The organism is Rhodothermus bifroesti (assembly GCF_017908595.1).
GTDB classification, from domain to species: Bacteria; Bacteroidota; Rhodothermia; order Rhodothermales; family Rhodothermaceae; genus Rhodothermus; species Rhodothermus bifroesti.
The window spans coordinates 116,393-137,217 of record NZ_JAGKTL010000005.1 but is presented as its reverse complement, the minus strand read 5'-3'; the positions used below and the strand labels follow the sequence as shown (position 1 = coordinate 137,217).

Genomic DNA, 20,825 nt, shown 5'->3' with positions numbered 1-20,825 from the left:
CATCTCAATAGCTCTCTTTAAAGCGCAGGATAATGCGGTTGGCCAACAAGTTCATACCCAGCGTAAGCACAAACAGCACCAAGCCTACGGCAAATAGGCTCTGGTAGACCACCGTACCTTGCGGCGTATCTCCCAGGCTTACCTGCACAATGTACGCCGTCATCGTTTGAATGGACTCCAAGGGATTCAGCGTTAGGCGCGGTGTAGCCCCAGCAGCCAGCGTTACAATCATCGTCTCTCCAATCGCCCGGCTTAGTGCCAAAATGAAGCTGGCCATGATGCCACTCAGCGCTGCCGGCACAACCACACGCAACACGACTTCATATTTGGTAGCCCCTAGGGCATAGGCCCCTTCGGCCAACGACCGCGGCACTGCCCGCAGCGCGTCTTCGCTCAACGAGGCGACCATAGGAATGATCATAATCCCCACCACCAGTCCAGCACTAAGCGCATTGTAAACCTGCATCTGGGGCAAAACGCGCTGCAACAGGGGCGTAACAAACGTCAACGCAAAATAGCCGTAAACCACTGTAGGTACCCCCGCTAGCAATTCTAGCGAAGGCTTAAGCCAACGCCGCACGGTTTCGGGCGCATACTGCGAAATATAGATAGCCGCAGCTAGCCCAATGGGAATCGCTACCAGCGCTGCAATCACGGTAATCATCAGCGTGCCGGCCAGTAGCGGCCAAATGCCAAAATGCTTCTCGGCAAACTGGGGCGTCCACTTCGTATCCCCAAAAAAGGCGCGCAGCGACACCTGTTCAAAAAACGCTACCGACTCACCTACCAAAACGGCCACAATGCCCAGCGTAGTCAACACCGTTACTAAGGCGCAAAACCCAAGGAACGCGCCAATAAGGCGCTCCTTGGGTCCACGCGAAAGTTTTGCATCAAGCTTCAGGCCTGGGAAACCCTGTCGCTGCCACAGCAACGGGTCTTTCGAAGACGGCGAAAAGGCCATAACAATCGCCTACGGGGTATTGGCTTCCGTACTTTGCTGCTCTAAGCGCAACAAGTCCGCTACGCGAACGCCCACCTGAGATCCTTTACCCCCAAAGATACTACCCGTAAGCCGCTTTTGAAAACGCTCCAGTGCCAACGTGTAGGCTTCGGCTGCAAGGGGCACATAGCCTACCTCAGGTGCCAACACGGCAGCCTGCTGCAGATAGAATTCAACAAATGCCGCTACCGTTGGATCGTTAGCCCGCTCCGCATTGACGTAAATGAAGATAGGCCGAGAAAGCGGCTGGTAGGTGCCATTGTTAACGGTTTCGGCACTGGGGAGAATGCAGCCCTCGCCATTGTTCGGGTTGCCATCGTCTATGGCTACGACCTTGAGCTTGTCCATATTTTCTTCATAATAGGCCAGTGGAATAAAGCCCAAGGCGTTGGGGTCACCACTGACACCTTGCACCAGCACATTGTCGTCTTCACTCGCGGTAAAGTCTGCCCGGCTGGCGTGCTCCTGGCCTACAATAGCCGCGGTAAAATAGTCGTAGGTACCACTGTCGGTCCCTGCCCCATACAGATTTAGCGGCCGATCCGGAAACGAAGGCCGCACTTGATTCCAGCGGGTAATCTGGCTACCCGGTTCCCACATGCGTCGCAGCTCTTCGACCGTTAGGCACTCGACCCAGTCGTTTTGCGGATGCACCACAACGGCCAGTCCGTCGTAAGCAACTGGAAGTTCAATGTACTGAAGGCCGTTTTGCCGAGCCAGCGAGTCTTCAACTGGCCGAATCGGCCGCGAGGCATTATTGATGTCTGTCTCTTTACGCAAGAACCGTGAAAAACCCCCACCCGTCCCACTAATGCCAACCGTCACTTGCACCCCTGGATATTGCTTCATGAATTCCTCGGCCACTGCTTCGGTAAGCGGATAGACCGTGCTCGAGCCATCGACACGTACCAATCCACTAAGCTGCCCGGTTTGACCTCCCCCACCGCACCCCGCCAACAGCAACACCAACGCAGCGCTCAAGCCTCCTGTAAGCCGTTGCATTGCCCGTATCGGTTTGGTGAAGAAAAAACCCTCTTTAAGCTTAACGGCAAAGTTACGCAATACGTTGCCGAAAATTGTCAACGAACGGCAAATCCTTTGACCAAAGCGCATTATCAAATCGTTAACACAGGCAACTTGGCAAGAATCTGCACAACGCCTATATTGTCTACGTGGTAGCTTTGTTCAGCTTTATCGGCATGAGCACATGCGCATTCGTCGTTTGCTTTTAAGCATTGGGCTGGTCTTTATCGTAGGATGCAGCACTTCACGTTCTACCGCAATCCAAACGCCCAGGCAACCGGTCCTAGCCCGACCTGAGCGTCCCTTACCAGGGCCTGTAACCCCTTCGCCTGCGTTCCTGCGTGCCATAGAGCGCGGCTCGCGCAGCGCCAGTGGGCAGCCAGGACCTAACTATTGGCAGCAGTATGCACGCTATGACCTTACAGCCCGCATCGATGTCGCAGAGCGCCGCTTAGAAGGGGCAGGCCGCATTGTCTACTTCAACCGCTCACCCGAAACGCTGCGCCAGCTTTTTCTCGAGCTACCGCTCAACGTGCACGCCGAGGGCGTTGTGCGCAATGAACCTGCCGAGATTACAGGTGGCGTCCAGCTAAGCTACGTGGCCGTTGACGGTCAGGAGGCCTTTACGCCGGAGCAAGCCCCTGAAGGCGCACCGCGCTATGCCGTCAACGGCACCCGGCTGGTGATCTTCCCGCAACGTGCCCTGGCCCCAGGGGATTCGGTTCAGCTCGCCTTTCGCTGGTCGCTGGCTATTCCTAAGCGTGGTGCTGGGGGACGCATGGGATACGACGAAAACCTATTTTTTCTGGCCTACTGGTATCCCCATGTGGCCGTCTATGACGACGTGATCGGTTGGTTTACCGATCCGTTCCTCAGCCGAGCGGAATTCTACCACGGTTTTGCAGACTATCAACTTACCCTTGATGCGCCAGCAGGTTGGCTGGCGATGGCCACCGGTCTGCTCGAAAACGCCGAAGAGGTGCTTGCGCCTAACGTTTTAGCCCGCATGCGGCAGGCGTATGCAAGCGATACTCCGGTGCGTATCGCTGAACCCACCACCGATCCAGTCACCCAATCCGGCGCCGAGGGACGGCTGCAATGGCGCTTTCGGGCCACAAACGTACGCGATGTGGCCTTTAGCCTGGTGCGTCAGGCTTATTGGGAAGGCGCACGCACGCCGGTAGGCGATCGCGACGGCGACGGCCAAACCGATTACACCTGGATCAACACCTTCTGGCGTCCTACAGCCCCCCGATGGGCGAACGTAACGCGCTACCAGCAACATGCCATCACGTTCCTCTCCCGCCTTACCGGCTTTCCCTATCCTTGGCCGCACATGACGGCTGTTGAGGGCGGTGGCATCATCGGAGGTGGCATGGAATTCCCCATGATGACGCTCATTGGCGACTACAATGCCGCAGGCGATAGTGCCCTGTACTACGTTGTCGCTCATGAGCTGGCCCATATGTGGATCCCCATGATCGTTAGTCCCAACGAACGGCGCTACAGCTGGATGGACGAAGGCAGCACTACGTTTGCCGAAAATCATGCCCGAGAGGACTTCTTCCCAGGAACCCAACCAAGACTCGACGAGCAGGATAACTACCTGATGCTGGCCCGCATGGGGGCCGAAGGCGAAATCATGCGCTGGTCCGATTATCACTATTCCAATTTTGCCTTTGGCGTCGCTTCCTACAGCAAACCGGCCGCACTCCTTGAGGCCCTACGCGGTCTTTTAGGGGAAACGGTCTTCTGGCAGGCTTACCGCACCTTCATCCGCGAGTGGGCCTTTAAGCATCCTTATCCCTACGACCTCTTCCACACGTTCGAGCGCGTAAGCGGCCGCGACCTCAGCTGGTTTTGGTACAGCTGGTACTACCAGACCTGGACGCTCGACCAGGCCATTGCAGCTGTTGAACCCATCGAAAATGGCGTGCGCATCACCGTAGAAGACCGCGGGCTGGCACCTATGCCTGTCTATCTGTCGCTCACGCTGACCGATGGCACGCAGGTGCGCGATACCATTGCAGTAGACATATGGCTGGAGGGACGACGCCGCACAACCATCACCGTGCCTACAGCTGCACCTGTAGTCCGGGTAGAAATTGACCCCGAGCGCTGGTTTCCTGACCTGGATCGAGAAAATAACGTCTGGTCTGCCGCTAGCAGCACTAGGCCATGAACTAGACTTGTCGTTTGCTCAAAAGATGGGGCCGTGCTCAGACGGCCCCATCTGTGTTTACATCGGAAGGGCCTCAGCGTTTGCCTGTTCAACCGGCACGCGCACGCGCAACCGTCCCTGACGGGCCAAGCTCAGATCCACCAGCACAACCTGTCCAGGCGTCAAGGCTTGCTGCACGTTGCGCAGTACCAGCTGGACGGTTACCCGGCTTCGCGCTGGAAGCACAATACGCGCAGCAGGCTGGCTGGTTTGCACCGTATCGCCTACCAACGCTCGCAACACAACCGTACGGGTTACAGCTGGGGCTTCAGCTCCTACCAACGTGTCGGCTTCAGCCGTTCCATTGGCTATCCGCAACGTGACCACCGCACTATCCCCCGCGGCCGCAGTGTACACCACAGGTGCCTCAACGGCAAGCCGGCCTTCGGGTAGTGGAGCCTCACCTGGTGTCGTTTGCTCAGCCGACTGTTGTGGTCCACACCCAACGAGCCAAGCCAGGATACCCCCAATAATCCAACCGTACCGCATAGCTTTCCCTGGTTTGGTGTACATAGAAATCTCCCCCAAAAATAAGGCTTTTCGCCGCGCACAAATGCAACCATTCCGTGCTTTTGGTTGGTTTAGATCAGCACTTCGCCGGTCATCTCGGGGGGGATTTCTTCGCCTAAGATGCGCAAAATTGTAGGCGCTACGTCTCCTAGTTTTCCATCCTTGATCGGACCCTTGAATCCAGGCTTGATAATCAGGTGTGGTACCAGTGCTGTTGTATGCGCGGTGTGGGGTGAGCCGTCGGGGTTCTTCATGCGGTCGGCATTGCCATGGTCGGCCAGTACGGTCACCGTATAGCCATGCCGCAGCGCAGCCTCGACAACCACCTGCGTAGCTGCATCTATGGCTTCGATAGCCTTGACAGCCGCCTCGAAAACGCCCGTATGGCCTACCATATCGGGGTTGGCAAAGTTGAGCACGATGAGGTTGTAGACTTCTTTTGCAATCGCTTCAGCGCAGCGCCGGGCTACCTCGGGCGCGCTCATCTCTGGCTGCAAATCATAGGTCGGCACCTTGGGCGAAGGCACCAAAATCCGATCTTCCCCTTCAAAAGGCTCTTCGCGGCCGCCGCTGAAAAAGTAGGTTACATGCGCATACTTTTCGGTCTCGGCAATGCGCAGCTGGCGCCCCCCCAAAGCCGCAATAACTTCTCCTAGCGTCATGCGCAGGTTGACTTTGCCAAAGGCTACTGGCAAATCGAACGTTTCATCGTAGGGCGTAAACGTGACGAAAAGCAGCTTCAGCGGCTTGCCCCGATCGAAGGCATCAAAAGACGGATCCGTAAAGGCACGCGTCAGCTGGCGCGCGCGATCGGCGCGGAAGTTGTAAAACACGACAGCATCTCCATCGGCTACACGCGTTGAAAAGCTATCGCCATAGTCAATCCGGCGCGGCTTGACGAACTCATCCGTCACGTCTTCGGCATAGCTGGCCTGTAGCGCTTTGATCGGATCATCAAAGACTTCGCCTTCGCCATAAACCAGCAGTCGATAGGCCTTTTCCGTACGATCCCAGCGCTTGTCGCGATCCATTGCGTAATAGCGGCCCACAATCGAAACGATGCGCCCAACGCCTATTTCTCGGGCTTTTTCTTGGAACTGCTGCACATAGGTGATCCCCGACTTCGGATCGGTGTCGCGACCATCGGTGAAAGCGTGCACGCACACCTGCTCGGGACGCAATCCTTCACGCCGCGCCAGCTCCAACAGCGCAAACAGGTGATGCAGGCTGCTGTGCACGCCCCCATCCGAAAAGCAGCCCATTAGATGCAGCCGGGTGTTCTGTTGCCGCGCATGCTGAGCAGCTTGCACCAGCGCTGCATTGGTAAAAAACGTTCCGTCTTCGATCTCCTTGTCAATACGCGTAATTTCCTGATAAACGACGCGGCCCGCGCCTAAGTTAAGGTGCCCCACTTCGGAATTACCCATCTGGCCTTCGGGCAAGCCTACCGCCAAACCCGAAGCGCGCAAAGTGGCATGGGGATAGGTGGCAAACAAATGATCTAAAAAAGGCTTACGGGCATGGTCGATGGCACTGACCGAAGGATCTTCGGCAATGCCGTAGCCGTCGAGAACGATTAGAATGTGGCGTTTTTTCGGGTCCATGGCATAATGTTAAGCAGGTTATCGCTCAGCGCACGCGATAGTCGGGAATGCGTTTCGTAGAACGACCGGTTTTTGCATCAAATACATGCATCGCGCCACACTGTGGACAGCAAAGCTGCTCGATACCGTAGCGGTCTGCGCGGTAGCTCGGTTCGTTGAAGTAATGCCGGCCCGTCTTACAGTAATAGCGCCCTTGGCGTGGATCTAGCCCCTGAAGGGGCGCAGGCAAACGCTGCAGCCGCCGATAGTAATCGCATAAGTCGGTTAGTACGCAACGATTGCACAGCGGCTTTCGGGCCGTGCAGGTATAACGACCGTGCAAGATGAGCAGGTGATGTGCTTCTCCCCAATCGCGGCTCGGAAGCTGACGTTTGAGGCGGCGCTCGACTTCGTAGGGCGTGCGTGCCTTTCGCACCAGCCCAATCCGATGGGCTACGCGGTAGACGTGCGTGTCCACCGGCAGCGCAGCTGCACCATAAGCCACCGAGGCTACTACCTGCGCCGTTTTTCGCCCTACACCCGGAAGCGACAAGAGCGCCTCCAGTGAAGCAGGCACCTGCCCCCCAAACCTATCCCGAAGACAGCGGGCAGCGGCCACCAAATGCCGCGCTTTGCTGTTTGGATAGGAGATCGATCGAATGTAAGGCAGCACTGCTTCAGGCTCAGCAGCAGCCAAGGCTTCCACCGTCGGAAAAGCCGCAAAAAGCGCTGGCGTGACCCGGTTAACCCGCTCGTCGGTGCACTGCGCCGACAGCATCACAGCCACAAGAAGCTGATAGGGATCCTCATGGCGCAGCTCAGTCTGCGGCTTAGGAATGACGCGGCGCAACCGCTGCAGCACCTCTTGAGCCCGAGCAGAACGTTTCACAGGCGTTTTATGCCAAACGAAAACCGCTGCAAAATAGCGCAACGACCGTCAAGTTCCATTGAAAATTGCATAGGCGAACCCTAGCGACCCTGCCGTCGTTGGAGCCGCCGTATGCTCAAGCCCAATGAGCTATGCGCGGGTTGCTTATTGCGCTCCTTCTGGTTACTACGGCCCAAGCGCAGCCACTGCAGCTATCCGATAGTGCCCGCATCGCACTGGTAACGGTCTTACCCGGAGATGCCCTCTACGCGGCTTTCGGCCACAGCGCACTGCGCGTCTACGACCCCGTGCAAAATATCGACTGGCTCTTCAATTACGGTACCTTCGACTTTAACGACCCTTGGTTCTTGCCACGCTTCGTCTACGGAGAGCTCAACTATTTTCTTTCGGTGAGCGATTATGTCCGCTCCGTGCAATTTTACCGCGAGGTAGAAGGCCGTCCGATCATTGCGCAGTGGCTACACCTAACGCCCGCGCAGCGCGATACGCTTTTTGCCTTTTTGCTTTGGAACGCCCAGCCCGAAAACCGCACCTACCGCTACGATTTTCTATTTGATAACTGTTCTACGCGAATTCGCGATGTGCTGGAACGCACCTTAGGCCCTGCGCTACGCTTTAGTCACAGTGCTCCTCAAAGCACCTTCCGTGAACTGCTGGATCCGTACGTAGCCGACCGGCCTCTCCTCCAGCTGGGCTTTTACCTGACTTTAGGCGCTCGCGTCGATCGCCCCCCTACGGCCCGTGAAGTGATGTTTTTGCCGTTAGAACTCATGTATGCCGTCGATCAGGCGACCGTGCGCCTAGATAGCGGCTGGGCACCCTTGGTAGCCCAAACAGACACCCTATTTTGGCCTCCAGGCCACCAGCCCCTACCTCGGCCAACTTGGCCTTGGCCTGTAGCCTTAGGCTGGATCCTGTTTGCTGCAAGCGCCCTGGCCACGGTTCAGGCTTACCGGCACCGCTGGGCTTATCCAAGCCGACTCGATGCGTTGCTCTTTGGCGTTGTAGGACTTGTTGGGCTGGTGCTCCTGCTCCTCTGGGTTGCTACACTGCACACCGTAACCGCCTGGAACTGGAACTTGCTCTGGGCTTGGCCCCCTCACTTGTGGATAGGTCTCCGCTGCCGGCAGCAACCTTCGCTTACGTCCTGGGAACGCCACTATGTGCTGCTCACCGCCGCCCTAACGCTCCCCCTGGCGCTAGGCTGGCCTTTCTGGCCGCAGGACTTGCACCCAGCCCTGCAGCCTATAGCCTTGCTTTTGGTGCTCCGCAGCGCCGCTCAGCTCTGGGCTCCACGTACCACCCTTAGCCTACACCCTAAGTAGCAAAAAAGCGCCCTCTCTAGGCGCTTTGCAGTGCCGCGTACGGGATTTGAACCCGTGTTTCCGGCTTGAAAGACCGGCGTCCTAGACCCCTAGACGAACGCGGCAAGGACATAAAAAAAAGGGTGACCGAGGGGACTTGAACCCCCGACCTCCAGGGCCACAACCTGGCGCTCTGACCAACTGAGCTACGGTCACCACGTTGTGGAGAGCGTTGCAATTTAGCAGAACGGCGATATCTCCTTCAAGGATCCGCCCATCGATTCTGATAAACTTTTGATGGACGCCCAATGAGTCTTCAGCGAAGGACGGCTATTTTGCCATAGGCCGTTCCCTCCCCGCTTTGACCTACAGCGACAACCAAATAAACCCCCGAGGGCACAGGCCGCCCTTGCAGATCGCGTCCATTCCAACGCACCCGGCCACCCCGCGTGGCAAAACGCGCCACCAGACGTCCATCAAGGGTGAGGATGCGCAACTCGGTTGCTTCCACCAGACCTTCGATGAACACTTCGGCATCTTCGTCTGGCCCCACCCGTACTGGGTTCGGGTAAACAAACAGCGGTCGGGGCTGTTCCGCTGGAAGCCTAGCGTCACCTTGATAGCTAAGCAGTCCAGCCGCCGTTGCCAAGAAAACCCGGCCACTTTTCGGATCGATGGCTATAGCCTGCACCCTGTTTGAAAATAGGGGACTGTTTTCGGTATGGTAGTGAGCCGCAACCCGAAAGTCGATACCTGCCTGTTCAACCACGTACACCCCTTCATTCGTAGCTACCCAGAGCCGGTTTGCAGGATCGACAGCCAGGTCATTGACGGCTAGGCCACTGAGTAAAAAAGGATTGTCTCCTGGCCGGCGCTCAGCATTGAGTGGCCAAATGGGAACTGTATTGGGATCCGAAGCAGCCAATGGATGGTTGAGCACGTAAGCTAGCCCTTCAGTGGTGCCAATCCAAATGCGGCCGTCCCGATCTTCGGCTAAGGCCTGCACAGCGACTCCTGGAAGCCCTTGCCCAGCTGCACCGCGCTCGCTCAAATAGCGGCAGGCGTCGTCCCCGGCATCTTCCAGATTGTCTCCAGGGTCGTAAAGGATTAGCCCGGTATTGAGGCGCAGGTTACCCCGGCTCACCGCAATAATCCAGAGATTTCCATAACTATCGACCAGTAACCTCCCAAGCGTGGTACTCAAGGCATTGATGCAAGCGGGTGTAGGTGCCCGCAACCAATAGCCGTCTCGAAGCCGAACGTGCAATGGGCTAGGTGCTGTTAGGTTGGCTACCCAAAGCCGGCCTTCGGCATCGGTGCCCAGACCCCGCACAATGATGAAATTGCTTGTGCCTGCGGCAGGCTGTAGCGTAGAGTTGGCCGCATCGTAAAGCTGGAGAGTACCTTCAGGAGTCACTTGAACTAGGCCACCTCCATCGGAGCCCAACCAGACGTTTCCAGAAGCATCAGCATGGACAGGCCGGAAGGAATGACGTCCGATTTGCGCTGGCCAGAAGGCTGTCCATCGTCCATCAACATCCATGCGGTGAAATCCACCTGTGCCGTCGGTTGCGGCATCGGTTGCCCATAGGTTTCCCAGTGGATCGACGGCTAAATCCGCAAAAACATTCACAGGAGGCCCTTCGGGACGCAGCGTGGCCTCAACAGTTACGACGGTTTCGTCAGGCTGCGGAAGCTGGGCACGTAGCAGTCCAGATCGTGCATCGCCAATCCAGAGCGTTGTTGCGCTGCGCTCGAGCCGAACAGGTTGCGCAATACTTTCCCCACGAAGCTGCTGCACCCTATCGTTGGCATATACCATCCATAACCCGTTTGCCGCAGCGGCCAGCAGGCGATCTTCTAACCACAACAAGTCTTGCACTGCACCTTCCGAGAGCAGCACGCGATAGGCGCCTGTTGCGTCCCGTACACCTAGTCCACGCGAAAGGCCTACGTAAAGCTGATCACCTGCCCAAACGATTGCCTGTGCTGGAAGCCGGGATGCAAGCTCACCGCCTTCTAGCGTCCAGGCTGCAGGATCCTTCAGGTTGGGCGCCTGCAGCGGCGCATGGGCAATGCCTTGGGCTGTAGCTAGCCAAAGCCGCATCACGCCTTGGGGATCTGGCCCAATGGTCAAATCGTAGACGGCAACCTCCGAAAATGCGCCAAACTGCGTGTAGGTGTCGCGCACTAGCCCTGAGACGGGATCCCACACCACCAGGCCAAACGCAGTAGCGACAAAGAGCGTATCGCCTTGCAGCCGTAGTCGATAAATTTGTCGGTTGGGGAAACGCGTTGCACGCGCAATCTCAAAATAGGCCCGTACCTGCCCACTACGCGGATCGAGGCGGTCGAGCACGCCATCGGCATAGCCAATCCAAAGCACTTGTCGCCGTGCATCCCAGGCCAGCGCTTGCGGCCCAACCTGGTGCAAGCCTTCCACAGCAGTAAAGCGCACCAGGCTGCCCCCTTCGATCCGATAGCCGAAGATCCCGCCTGCTGTGGCTGCCCATACCACATCGGGACTTAAGGCCAAATCGGTGATTTGCTGCATGGACGTATGGGCTTGCCAACGCGCCCCAAATTGCGCCTGCGCCCATCCCACACCGCACCATCCCATCAAAAGCAACAGCCAACGCATGGCTTAGCCCAGCTTGCGCAGCAGGTCGATCATCTCCAGCGCAGTCAGCGCCGCCTCAGCCCCTTTGTTTCCTGCCTTCGTTCCTGCGCGCTCAATAGCTTGCTCGATGGTATCCGTAGTGAGCACGCCAAAAACTACAGGCACCTCTGTTTCCAGCATAGCCCGGGCAATGCCCTGAGCTGCATTGCCCGCCACATACTCAAAGTGGCTGGTTTCCCCTCGAATAACTGCACCCAGGCAAATGATTGCGTCGTAGCGACCCGAACGTGCAAGCTTTTGCGCAACCAAGGGCATTTCAAAGGCGCCGGGGCAGCGCACGACGGTTACCTGATCGGTATCTACACCCTGACGGGCCAGCATATCCAACGCCCCTTCCAGTAGGCGTTCGGTAATAAAGTGGTTAAAGCGACTGACCACAATGGCCAGTCGGACTGCGTCGGGGCGATAACTTCCTTCAACAAAAACCGGCATAGGTTAAGCAGTTGACGCTCTATGGAATGCTCCAAAATACAAAAACGAACTTACCTTTGAGCTGCGCACCGACGCAGCTCAAGCAGCCGCGGGTAAGGGATGCTATAAGTGCCCAGCAAGGCATCGTCTTCGGGCCGGTGCCCGTGATAATCCGATCCACCAGTTTCCAGCAATCCAAAGTCGCGTGCTACTTGCCGGTAGTGCTGCACCAGGTGCGGGCCGTGCATCGGATGGATGACTTCGATGCCGTCGATTCCGGCTTCAAGCAACTGGCGAAACACCCGGTCGCGCAACCGCTCACCGGGATGGGCCAGCACGGCGATCCCACCGGCTTCGTGCAATACGGCAATAGCTTCGGCTGCCTCCCAAGCAGGCTTGGGTACGTAGCCCGGTGCGTTCGGCAGTAGGTAGCGCTGAAAAGCTTCGGTGTAATTTGCGGCATAGCCGGCAGCGACCAAAGCTCGCGCCACATGCGGACGTCCCGGCACCCCATCTCCAGCAGCTGCTACAACCTGCTCAGGCGTGAGCCTGACGCCTTCGGCACGCAAGCGGTCGAGCATCATCTGCAAACGCTCTAGGCGGGCCTGCCGGTAAGCGGCAAGCGCTGCGTGCAAGGCCGGATGCACGGGATCGAAGAAGTAGCCCAGCAGATGCACTTCGTCGCCCTCAACCGTAGCACTCAGCTCCACACCTGGAACGATTTCCATGCCCCACCTCCGAGCAGCCTGCTCAGCCAGCGCAATCCCCTCAATCGTATCGTGATCGGTAATCGCAAGCGCAAACAATCCAGCCCCCCGAGCTTTCTGCACTAGCAGACCTGGCGCAAGGCGCCCGTCTGAGCAGGACGTGTGCAGGTGCAAATCGGCACGACGCAGATCAAACATATCTGTTTTCTATAAGTACCTCTTTGCAACGTGCCAATTCCCTTTTAGTTTTAGGAACTGGCCTTAAACCAAACCCGATCTGCATAGGCTCATGAAGCAGCTATGGAGCCCTTGGCGCTCGCAGCATATTGAGCGCGTGGTGCAGGAGCCGCTGAGCCGAGCGGGAGAGCCGTCCCTTTTTGCTCGCTTGGCTGCTGCGCAGCAAGACGAAGACAACCTGATCCTCTGGCGCGGCAAGCACGTTTTCGTCATCATGAACCTCTACCCCTATAACAACGGCCACCTGATGATCGTACCCTATCGGCAGGTAGCCGATTATGAAGCGCTGACCGCCGAAGAACAGTGCGAGTTGGCCCAAACCATAGCCCGATGCCTACGCTGGCTCAAGTATGCCCTCAAACCTGATGGATTCAACGTAGGGATGAACCTTGGAAAAGTAGCAGGTGCTGGTATCCCCGACCACGTGCATCTGCATATTGTACCTCGATGGGAAGGAGACACGAATTTTATGCCAACAATAGCCGAAACGAAGGTTATCCCCGAAGCTTTACGCGATACGTACCGTAAGCTGCGAGCGGCCATCGCTGCACTTGAAGTTAGCGATCACACTTCCCCTGCGCCCTAACCCTGCCCAACATGCCCTACGCGCGCCCACCGGTCACCCCCAACAGCCACCCCAAAACATCCTGGCAATCCCGCTTGCTAGGTTCAATGCTGCTCAGCCTGTTGGTATTGGGGGTAGTGGGCTATTTTACATTTGAGTGGAATGCGTTCCTTGAGGCGCTTCGGGAAATTAATCCTTGGCTGCTTACCCTGGGCATCGCCATGCTGGGCCTGCGCATTCTGTTTGGGGCCTGGCGATTGCATTACGTCTCACACCAACACTTAAGCCTGCGTGCTGCAGCACGCTGCCAGCTGGTATGGGATTTTTCTTCCAACGTAACACCATCGGCTATTGGCGGAGGTCCTTTTGCTGCCCTGTTTGTCGCGCGCGACCAGCGCTTGCCCCTGGGTGAAGCAACCGCAATTTTGCTATTTTCCATTCTGCTTGACCAGCTCTTTTTCGCCCTAACCGTTGTCATTGTGCTTTTGGCCTTGCCTTTTTGGCCTGTGCTACCTGCAGCTCTCGGTAAAGTAGGCCAAGGCTCTTTCGTCCTCTACTTAGCGCTGATTCTGGTATGGATTGCCTTTTTTGCCTACACCACGTTCTTCCGTCCTGAGCTGCTTAGCCGCCTGATGCGCGGTCTGCTGCGCTTTCAACGGCTACGACGCTTTCGGGAACGTGTCGTTGAAGAACTGCTCAGCCTGCAGGCGCGCACACGCCAAATTCGTACGCAACCCCTCAGCTTCTTCCTCAAAGGATTTACGCTAACGCTGGCCGCCTGGGTTAGCCGCCACCTGCTGCTTCTTTTTTTGGTATGGGCCGTACATCCGGAAGTCAATGCCACCTTGGTCTTTCTGCGCACGCTGGCAATGACCTTAGGCGGCGTCTTACTACCTACACCAGGAGGTGCAGGTGGCATTGAAGCCCTATATGTGCTGTTTATCGGCCCCCTCATTCCCCAGCACCTTGTAGCCCCAACGCTGCTGCTCTGGCGCCTGATGAGCTACTACCTGTTTATTGCCTTAGGCCTGTGGCTTACCGGTCGACACATGCAACGCAGCCTGCGGCAACGCCGCGCCCACCGCATGCAGATGCCAGAAACTGCAGAACACCCATGAACGCTACTGCCTTGGAAGCACGTTTGGCAGCGTTTGACCTGCGCAACGTGCACCCAAACCTGCGCTTGGGGACAGCTAGCGACCGCTACGCGGGCTGGATCGGCCAGATTTATCCTGAGCATTACGCCCGTGAGGTCAAAGCCCGCACGCGACAGCTCGAAGATGATCGTTTTGAAGAACGCGTGCTACCAGTAGCCTCGGTACGTGACTACTTCGCCCACTTCGACGTGCTTGAACTGGATTTCACCTTCTACCGACCGTTGCGCGAACCCGATGGCAGACCGACAGCTTCCCTGTTTACGCTGAACCAGTACGCCACGCACGCCCCTGCCGAAGCCCGTTTCCTACTGAAGGCTCCCCAACAATTCTTTGCCGCCACGCTGCGCCGCAACCGCAGCGGACGTATTCGCTACGAACCCAATCCCCATTACCTCGATGCCCAGGCTTGCTCCCGCCAATTTCTTGAACCCGCATGCGAAGTGCTGGGCAGCCGGCTACTAGGAGTCATCTTTGAACAAGAATACCGACGCGTTTCGGAAAGCCCCAAACCGCAAGCCCACCTGGCTGCCTTAGACGCTTTTTTTGATGCCTTGCACCCTAAGGTGCAAGCGCACCTGGAGTTGCGTTCGCCACACCTCTGGACGCCAGCCTACTTCCATTGGCTGGCCGAACGCGGCTTAGGCTTTGTCTTCAGCCACTGGACGTGGCTGCCACCTTTGCATCGGCAGTGGAAGCTCTGCGGCGAGCACTTTACAGCAGCCGACCGAAATGCCGTGGTGCGGCTGCTTACACCCCTACGCATGACGTACGCCGAGGCCTACGCCCTTGCCTATCCCTTCAACCGTCCTGTAGCCGAGCTTGCCGAAACCCCTCAGGCAGAAGCTATGGTCCGCGATGTGACTTTTCTAGTCCAGGCAGCGGCTAAAGAAGGTGCCATCGTAAACGTTATTGCAAATAACCGAGCCTGGGGCAATGCGCCCGAGCTAGCCCGCACGATTGCCCGGAGCGTCCTCCAAACCTTCTAGAATAACTATACCGTAACAAAGCTGCAGGCTATTTCCTGATCTAGCAGTTTCCATTAAATCGTATCTTGTCCTACACCTAAACCCCAAGTGACCTATGCAATACCTGACTTACACATGCCGTACGCTTATTTTGTCGCTGAGTACCTTTTGGTTATTGTCCAGTTGCCAGAAAGACAATCCCGTTGCAGTACTCCCTTCGGATGTAGCCGGCACGTATGACTTTACCACGTTCATTTTTATTCCCGATGCAGCGGCTATTGCCCCGGCCAACGTGCTCGATACGCTCATTACAGAAAACACCAACCTGCGCTTGACCGCCAGCGGACAGTTCGTGCTGAGTTATCAGTTTCGCCGAGGGACAGAGTCGCTGATCGCTGGCACGTTTGAGGTCACCCAACGCCGCATTACGCTAAAGGCCTATGCAGGCTCAGAGGCCCAGCTTACCTCCCTTTTGCTCGATTCACCACTGACGCTCAATCGTACTGAGGTCGAAGGTGTGCTAGAAGCCCGCATCCGCAAGACCGTAGACCTTGCTGCTTTTTCTCATCGTTATCGCGGCGTTCCTCCTGTTCAAGGCACCCTGCAGCTGCGCCTAGTGCAGCGTCTTACTACGCCATAAAAGAAAGTCACGCATGCACGTTGCCTTATGAAAAGAATCGTTCTCTTTTTGTGTCTTTCGCAAGCTGTTTCCGGCTATGCCCAGGTGGGTAGTTTGAGTTTTACGCTATCTCCTTCCGTAGAGTACAGTCGCTTTGCGCCTAATGCCGGACTGCGGGATCATTATGCGCTGGGGGGAACCGTAGGGCTTGGCCTAGGACGCTACGTTGAGCTCAAGCTGCTGGGACTGCTAGGCACCTACGAAAGCCGCTGGGATCGCTTGGGTGGGGCCAGCGCATCCCTGGCGCCACGCTTGCAGCAATTGCCTCAGCGCTCCATCCGCACAGAACGCTTGGGGATGGCCCTACAGGTTAATCTACTGCCAGGGCCTGTTGTCCCTTACCTTACGGGAGGAGCTGGACTGCTACGTTTTCGACCAGAAGGGGGGTTGCGCACCAGCGAAAGTCTATATTTGACGGGCGGTGGTGGATTGATGTTTAGCGCAGCCTCGCGCTATGCCATTTTCGCACAAATTGAAAACTTAGCTTACCGCTACAATCCAGGCGCTACGTTTCTACGAGGAGAGGACTTAAATCAAGCTGGACTGCAACCGGCCAACTTCCGCCAAGTGCTGGTAACGAACTGGATGGGCCGCGCTGGAGTGCGCCTCTATATGGGCGGGACTACCTCAGACGTTGCGCAAGGACTCTTCTCTTCGCATCCTGCAAACTGGCGGCCGGTGATCGATCCTTTTATCGGCCAACTGCGCTTTAACCAAGCATTTGACTTTCCTAGCACGCAACGTATAGGCGGGGTGTACATTGGGTTGGCGCTGGGGCCAACCGTGAATGTGCGGGGGTTTTACTGGCGTGCGCTGGATTCCGATCGTCTTACGGGCATCGAACCTCTTGAAGCCTATGGTGCTGACCTTCATTTATCGTTGACGGACGCTGTGCTTTCGCCTTATTTGTCCTTTGGGGGCGGATATCTCAACGTGCTTCAGGGCTATCGCGGGCGAGGCGGCAGCAGACCCGACGATCAGGTGTTTGCCACTGCTGGCATTGGTGTTCAGGTTTGGCTGATCGAAGCGCTCGAGCTTCAGGCAGGCGTCAGCAGTCTGTTTATGACCCACGACGGCATCGACAACCGCACGGCACCGTCACGGGTCTATGGCAGCACGCTTTACACCGTAGGTTTTCGCTTCCGGCCAGGAAGGCTCGCGTTCTTGCAATCGCGCACGCCCCGTCAAGAACCAATCCCGCTACGGGCAGAAGGCACCATACCTGCTCCCTCTGAAACGCCCGAGCAGCAAGCTCAGCTGCGCTTGCTTGCCCTACGCGAAGCTGCCCTGACCACGGAGATTGCCCGTGCTGAAGCTGCAGGCGATTCGCTTCTGGCCAGCCGATTGCGCTTAGAACGTGAGCAGTTGCGGGCGCAAATGCTCACGGCAAGTGCGCCCGCCGTGCAGACGCCTGCTCGCCCAATGATCACACTTCCAGCACCTGAGCAAGGCGAACTGTACGTTCGCTACGGCCCGGGGACTTCGGCACTCACCCTTGCGGGTGGCGCCGCGCAGCCAGCCCCGAGCCCAAGCTCATCTGAACTAGCCCTTTTAGAGCAGCGGCTCATGGCTCGCTTAGATGCCCTGGAACGCGACCGTCAGGAGCTCATCCGTCTAGAACAGCGCCTAGCACGCCTGGAAGCTCTCCTAACGCAAAGCCGTCCAAGTACGATTCAGCTGCGCACCGACACCACGGTTACCTTACGTGCGCAGCCAAGCACCGCCACGCGTCAACTGGGCTGGCAGGGGATCGGCTTCGTTGCAGGCGTTAACGCCCTAGGCGCACCACAACAATTTTTGATCGGTGTGCGTGGCGACTACGGCGCATTGCTTGGCGGCCGCCTTCGCCTCTGGCCTGAAGCTGTGCTCAGTTTTGCCGGCGGTACCAGCGGCTATAACCTGAACGTGAACGCGACCACTCTCCTTCCGGCATTGCCCGCGCTGCCTGTTTTAGGTGGACTGGCGCCTGAGGCCGATCCGTACCTTGGCTTGGGGCTAGGCTTGCTGGCTTTTAGCAACCCGCCACGCGACGTAGCGGGTATCCAAACCACATGGAACTTGATTCTGGGGGCTGAACGTGCCTACGGACCAGGGATTCTCTTTGTCGAATATGTAAGCATGAACTTTTTCTCCTTCAACCGGCTGCAGCTCGGCTATCGCTTCGTGCTTTAGTCTCCTTCGGCAACGATCGTAAGTTCCGCTGCCTGAAGGCCAGGTGCTGTAGCACGCAGGGTTAAGCGACCGGGTGCCTGAGCACGCACTATGGCAAGTAGCAAGCCATGAAACGCCTTGCGCTCTCGTGCAGGAAAAGGTGTAAAATCCGTTGGGTCTCCGTTATCTGTGGCGACGATCTCGCCGGGGCCTTCAAGGCTAAAGCGCACCGCGTGATCAGCGCGCGGCACGGTCAGCCCTTCAGCATCTACAATCCGCACAGTGACAAAAGCCAGGTCCTTCCCATCAGCACGAATACGTGACCGATCGACCGAAGCTTCAAGGCGCAGCGGCGCACCCGTTGTTTTTACAACGCTTTCTGCCCATTTTTTACCCTGTCGGTAGGCCACAGCTCGCAGCTCACCAGGCTCGTAGCGTACCTCATCCCAGCGCAAGCGGTAGGTGTAAGGTTCTTTGCGTTTGCGTCCCAGCGAACGGCCATTGAGGAACAGCTCGACTTCATCGCCTGAGGTGAACACATGCACGGGCGTTACTTGGCCAATGCGCTCCGGCCAGTTCCAATGGGGCAAAATATGCACCATAGGAAGCTCCGACCGCCAGCGGCTCTGATACAAATAAAACCGATCCTTTTTGAACCCAGCTAGATCGATGATGCCGAAATAGGAGCTGCGTGCGCTGTAGTAAGGTGTAGGCTCGCCAAGGTAATCCCAGCCGCTCCACACAAATCCCCCTGCTACAAAAGGATGCAGGTCGCGCACGGCGAATACCTTATCGACCGAGGCACCAAAATCTGCGGTGTAGAGCTCATAGGCGCTGACATAGCCCTTTTCTGGATCTCCGCCCAGGCCATCTTTAACCGGTGCGCTCAGGGCATCTGTGACTGGAAAAAGATAGGTACCCCGGCTACTTACGGCAGCGGCGTTTTCGCAGCTCAGCACCATTTTATCGGGGAAGCGTATGCGGAAGGCGGCGTAGAGTGGCGGCGTGGTGATGCCTTGGAGGCCAGCATAAGGGGGCAGATCGCGAATGCCTTCCCCCTGATAGTTCAAGCAGATCACGTCCCATACGGCTGCAATGGGTGTATTCGGGCGTGCTGCATTCAGGGCAGCCGTCACGGGTCGCGTAGGATCTTCTTCCTTAGCGATCTGATAAAGCCGTCGGGCAAGCGCAGCACCTTCGTCTCCAGACCCTTGCTCGCCCACTTCATTGCCGACGCTCCAAAGGATGACCGAGGGGTGATTGCGGTCGCGCCGGATAAAAGCCCGCAAGTCTTGCTCGTGCCAATCCGGAAAGATGAGATGAAAGTCAAAAGGCATCTTTTTCATTTCCCAAACGTCAAAAATTTCATTAAGCACCAGAAAGCCCATACGGTCGGTGAGCTCAAGGAGCTCTGGGGCTGGGGGATTGTGGGCGGTACGAATGGCATTAGCGCCCATTTCTCGGAGCAGCTCAAGCTGGCGTTCAGCAGCGCGCACGTTAAAGGCCGCACCAAGCGCACCTAGGTCGTGGTGCAGGTTAACCCCTTTAATTTCGATGCGCTCGCCGTTAACATAAAGCCCAGCGTCCGGATCAAAGCGGAGTGCACGAATGCCAAAGCGCGTCTCATACTGATCAAGGGCTTGCTGGCCTTGCCAGAGCGTTGTAACCGCCACGTATCGGTTAGGGGTTTGCCTAGGAGGTGGTCCCCAGAGTTTGGGATGGGCCAGTGTAAGCTGGGCTTCGACCTCCGTGCTCCCTTTGGCCGGCACGCGCGTGCGTATGGGAGCAAACGTAGCCACTGCAGGTTCGATTCGATGGCCTTCCCTATCGAGCATAAAGAGCTGCGTCGTTACCGTAAGGTCTGCTACCTGGTTGCTTTGGTTGCGGATATGAACGCGCAGCACTACAGTAGCCGAGTCTTTGGAGACCTGAGGTGTTGTAATGAAGGTGCCCCATTGGGCCACATGTACGGGATGTACTTTTAAGAGCCAAACGTTGCGGTACAGTCCGCCCCCTGGGTACCATCGTGAGGAATGCGGGGGGTTATCTAAGCGGATGGCGAGCAGGTTTTCAGCACCCCATCGGACATGTGGAGTTAGGTCGAGTTGCCAGGAGGCGTAGCCGTAAGGCCAGCCTCCTACCAGGTGGCCGTTAAGCCAGACGACCGCATAGGCCATAGCGCCGTCTATTTGGAGAAAAATCACCTTCCCACTATCGGAAGCAGGCAGGTAAAATCGCTTCCGATACCAGCCAACGCCTGGGCTAGGCAGCCGGCCCATGCCGCCCCCAACCTCTGGGTTGGGTCCGGTAAAGAAAGGACCCTTAATGGCCCAATCGTGGGGTAGCGTTACAGGCTCCCAAGCACTGTCGTCAAAATCGAGCTGCACGAAGGGGAAATCACTGCCCGGATCGCCTGGAGGGCGTACATAGTGGCGGGCAGCATTGCGCACAAAAGCGTTCCCCGTAGGCAAAATCCAGGGCTTCAGGATGGTGAGCGGCCGCTGCGGGATGCTTTTGTCCTCGCCCGTGCGGTAGGCTGGAAGCACATCGTAAACCAAACCATCCGCTTCTTGGATGGAAGGGTACTTAAAAAAGCGCCAGCCTTCGTTAAAAAGCACCTGTTCACGCAGCGTTGAGGGTTGAGCCCCAACCCCTATCGTAAGGTGCAGCCCCAAAGCAACACCCAACATGCCGGCTAACCTCATAGCGCAACCCTTGAAAAGTTTTAAAAACAAGACTTATG

16 protein-coding genes and 2 tRNA genes are annotated in these 20,825 nt (G+C 57.1%); 7 read left to right on the top strand and 11 right to left on the bottom strand.

The window, feature by feature from the left end:
• Positions 1-4: 4 nt before the first annotated feature.
• Together pstC and J8E65_RS11560 are read right to left on the bottom strand one after the other, a co-directional pair.
• Entirely contained in the window at positions 5-961 is a 957-nt protein-coding gene (pstC, locus tag J8E65_RS11565; protein WP_210376229.1) for a phosphate ABC transporter permease subunit PstC, read from the bottom strand.
• Positions 962-970: 9 nt separating this feature from the next.
• Complete coding sequence (locus J8E65_RS11560; RefSeq protein ID WP_210376227.1) at positions 971-2,002, bottom strand: PstS family phosphate ABC transporter substrate-binding protein; 1,032 nt, start codon at positions 2,000-2,002, stop codon at positions 971-973.
• A gap of 205 nt (positions 2,003-2,207) precedes the next feature.
• Between J8E65_RS11560 and J8E65_RS11555 the strand changes: the two genes are divergently transcribed.
• Positions 2,208-4,205, top strand: a complete 1,998-nt coding sequence (locus J8E65_RS11555; RefSeq protein ID WP_237181982.1) for a M1 family metallopeptidase — start codon at positions 2,208-2,210, stop codon at positions 4,203-4,205.
• A 57-nt stretch (positions 4,206-4,262) separates the two neighbouring features.
• On the opposite strand, the gene J8E65_RS11550 is transcribed toward J8E65_RS11555, so the two are convergent.
• From J8E65_RS11550 to nth, 3 genes are all read right to left on the bottom strand, one after another.
• Positions 4,263-4,733, bottom strand: a complete 471-nt coding sequence (locus J8E65_RS11550) for a copper chaperone PCu(A)C domain-containing protein (protein ID WP_210376225.1) — start codon at positions 4,731-4,733, stop codon at positions 4,263-4,265.
• 92 nt (positions 4,734-4,825) lie between these two features.
• A complete protein-coding gene (gpmI, locus tag J8E65_RS11545) occupies positions 4,826-6,358 on the bottom strand; it encodes a 2,3-bisphosphoglycerate-independent phosphoglycerate mutase (RefSeq protein ID WP_210376223.1) in 1,533 nt (510 codons plus the stop codon).
• Positions 6,359-6,383: 25 nt separating this feature from the next.
• Complete coding sequence (gene nth / locus J8E65_RS11540) at positions 6,384-7,226, bottom strand: endonuclease III (protein ID WP_210376221.1); 843 nt, start codon at positions 7,224-7,226, stop codon at positions 6,384-6,386.
• Between the two features lie 131 nt (positions 7,227-7,357).
• On the opposite strand from nth, the gene J8E65_RS11535 reads away from it, so the two are divergent.
• On the top strand, positions 7,358-8,551 hold the full coding sequence (locus tag J8E65_RS11535) for an Lnb N-terminal periplasmic domain-containing protein (RefSeq protein WP_210376219.1): 1,194 nt from the start codon (positions 7,358-7,360) through the stop codon (positions 8,549-8,551).
• Between the two features lie 31 nt (positions 8,552-8,582).
• Here the strand turns inward: J8E65_RS11535 and J8E65_RS11530 are convergent.
• The 5 genes from J8E65_RS11530 to J8E65_RS11510 all read right to left on the bottom strand — a co-directional run bounded on the left by J8E65_RS11530 (position 8,583) and on the right by J8E65_RS11510 (position 12,526).
• Positions 8,583-8,655, bottom strand: a tRNA-Glu gene (locus J8E65_RS11530).
• 17 nt (positions 8,656-8,672) lie between these two features.
• Positions 8,673-8,746: transfer RNA gene (locus tag J8E65_RS11525), tRNA-His, on the bottom strand.
• A 100-nt stretch (positions 8,747-8,846) separates the two neighbouring features.
• Positions 8,847-11,171, bottom strand: coding sequence for a type IX secretion system anionic LPS delivery protein PorZ (porZ, locus tag J8E65_RS11520; protein WP_210376213.1), 2,325 nt, complete (start codon positions 11,169-11,171; stop codon positions 8,847-8,849).
• Positions 11,172-11,174: 3 nt separating this feature from the next.
• A complete protein-coding gene (ribH, locus tag J8E65_RS11515) occupies positions 11,175-11,642 on the bottom strand; it encodes a 6,7-dimethyl-8-ribityllumazine synthase (protein ID WP_210376211.1) in 468 nt (155 codons plus the stop codon).
• A gap of 50 nt (positions 11,643-11,692) precedes the next feature.
• The gene (locus tag J8E65_RS11510) at positions 11,693-12,526 is read right to left on the bottom strand and encodes a PHP domain-containing protein (protein ID WP_210376209.1); all 834 of its coding nucleotides are present in this window, start codon (positions 12,524-12,526) and stop codon (positions 11,693-11,695) included.
• Between the two features lie 91 nt (positions 12,527-12,617).
• Between J8E65_RS11510 and J8E65_RS11505 the strand changes: the two genes are divergently transcribed.
• From J8E65_RS11505 to J8E65_RS11485, 5 genes are all read left to right on the top strand, one after another.
• The gene (locus tag J8E65_RS11505; protein ID WP_210376207.1) at positions 12,618-13,151 is read left to right on the top strand and encodes an HIT family protein; all 534 of its coding nucleotides are present in this window, start codon (positions 12,618-12,620) and stop codon (positions 13,149-13,151) included.
• Positions 13,152-13,162: 11 nt separating this feature from the next.
• On the top strand, positions 13,163-14,248 hold the full coding sequence (locus J8E65_RS11500; protein WP_210376205.1) for a lysylphosphatidylglycerol synthase transmembrane domain-containing protein: 1,086 nt from the start codon (positions 13,163-13,165) through the stop codon (positions 14,246-14,248).
• Entirely contained in the window at positions 14,245-15,273 is a 1,029-nt protein-coding gene (locus J8E65_RS11495; RefSeq protein ID WP_210376203.1) for a DUF72 domain-containing protein, read from the top strand. The genes J8E65_RS11500 and J8E65_RS11495 overlap by 4 nt, the downstream gene beginning before the upstream one ends.
• 94 nt (positions 15,274-15,367) lie before the next feature.
• Positions 15,368-15,892, top strand: coding sequence for a hypothetical protein (locus J8E65_RS11490; protein WP_210376202.1), 525 nt, complete (start codon positions 15,368-15,370; stop codon positions 15,890-15,892).
• Positions 15,893-15,919: 27 nt separating this feature from the next.
• Positions 15,920-18,103, top strand: coding sequence for a coiled-coil domain-containing protein (locus J8E65_RS11485; RefSeq protein WP_210376200.1), 2,184 nt, complete (start codon positions 15,920-15,922; stop codon positions 18,101-18,103).
• Here J8E65_RS11485 and galB read toward each other — a convergent pair.
• Positions 18,100-20,772 carry a beta-galactosidase GalB gene (gene galB, locus J8E65_RS11480; RefSeq protein ID WP_237181981.1) on the bottom strand — a complete coding sequence of 891 codons (2,673 nt, stop codon included), beginning with the start codon at positions 20,770-20,772 and terminating at the stop codon, positions 18,100-18,102. The two genes, J8E65_RS11485 and galB, sit on opposite strands and share 4 nt — an antisense overlap.
• Positions 20,773-20,825 lie beyond the last annotated feature (53 nt).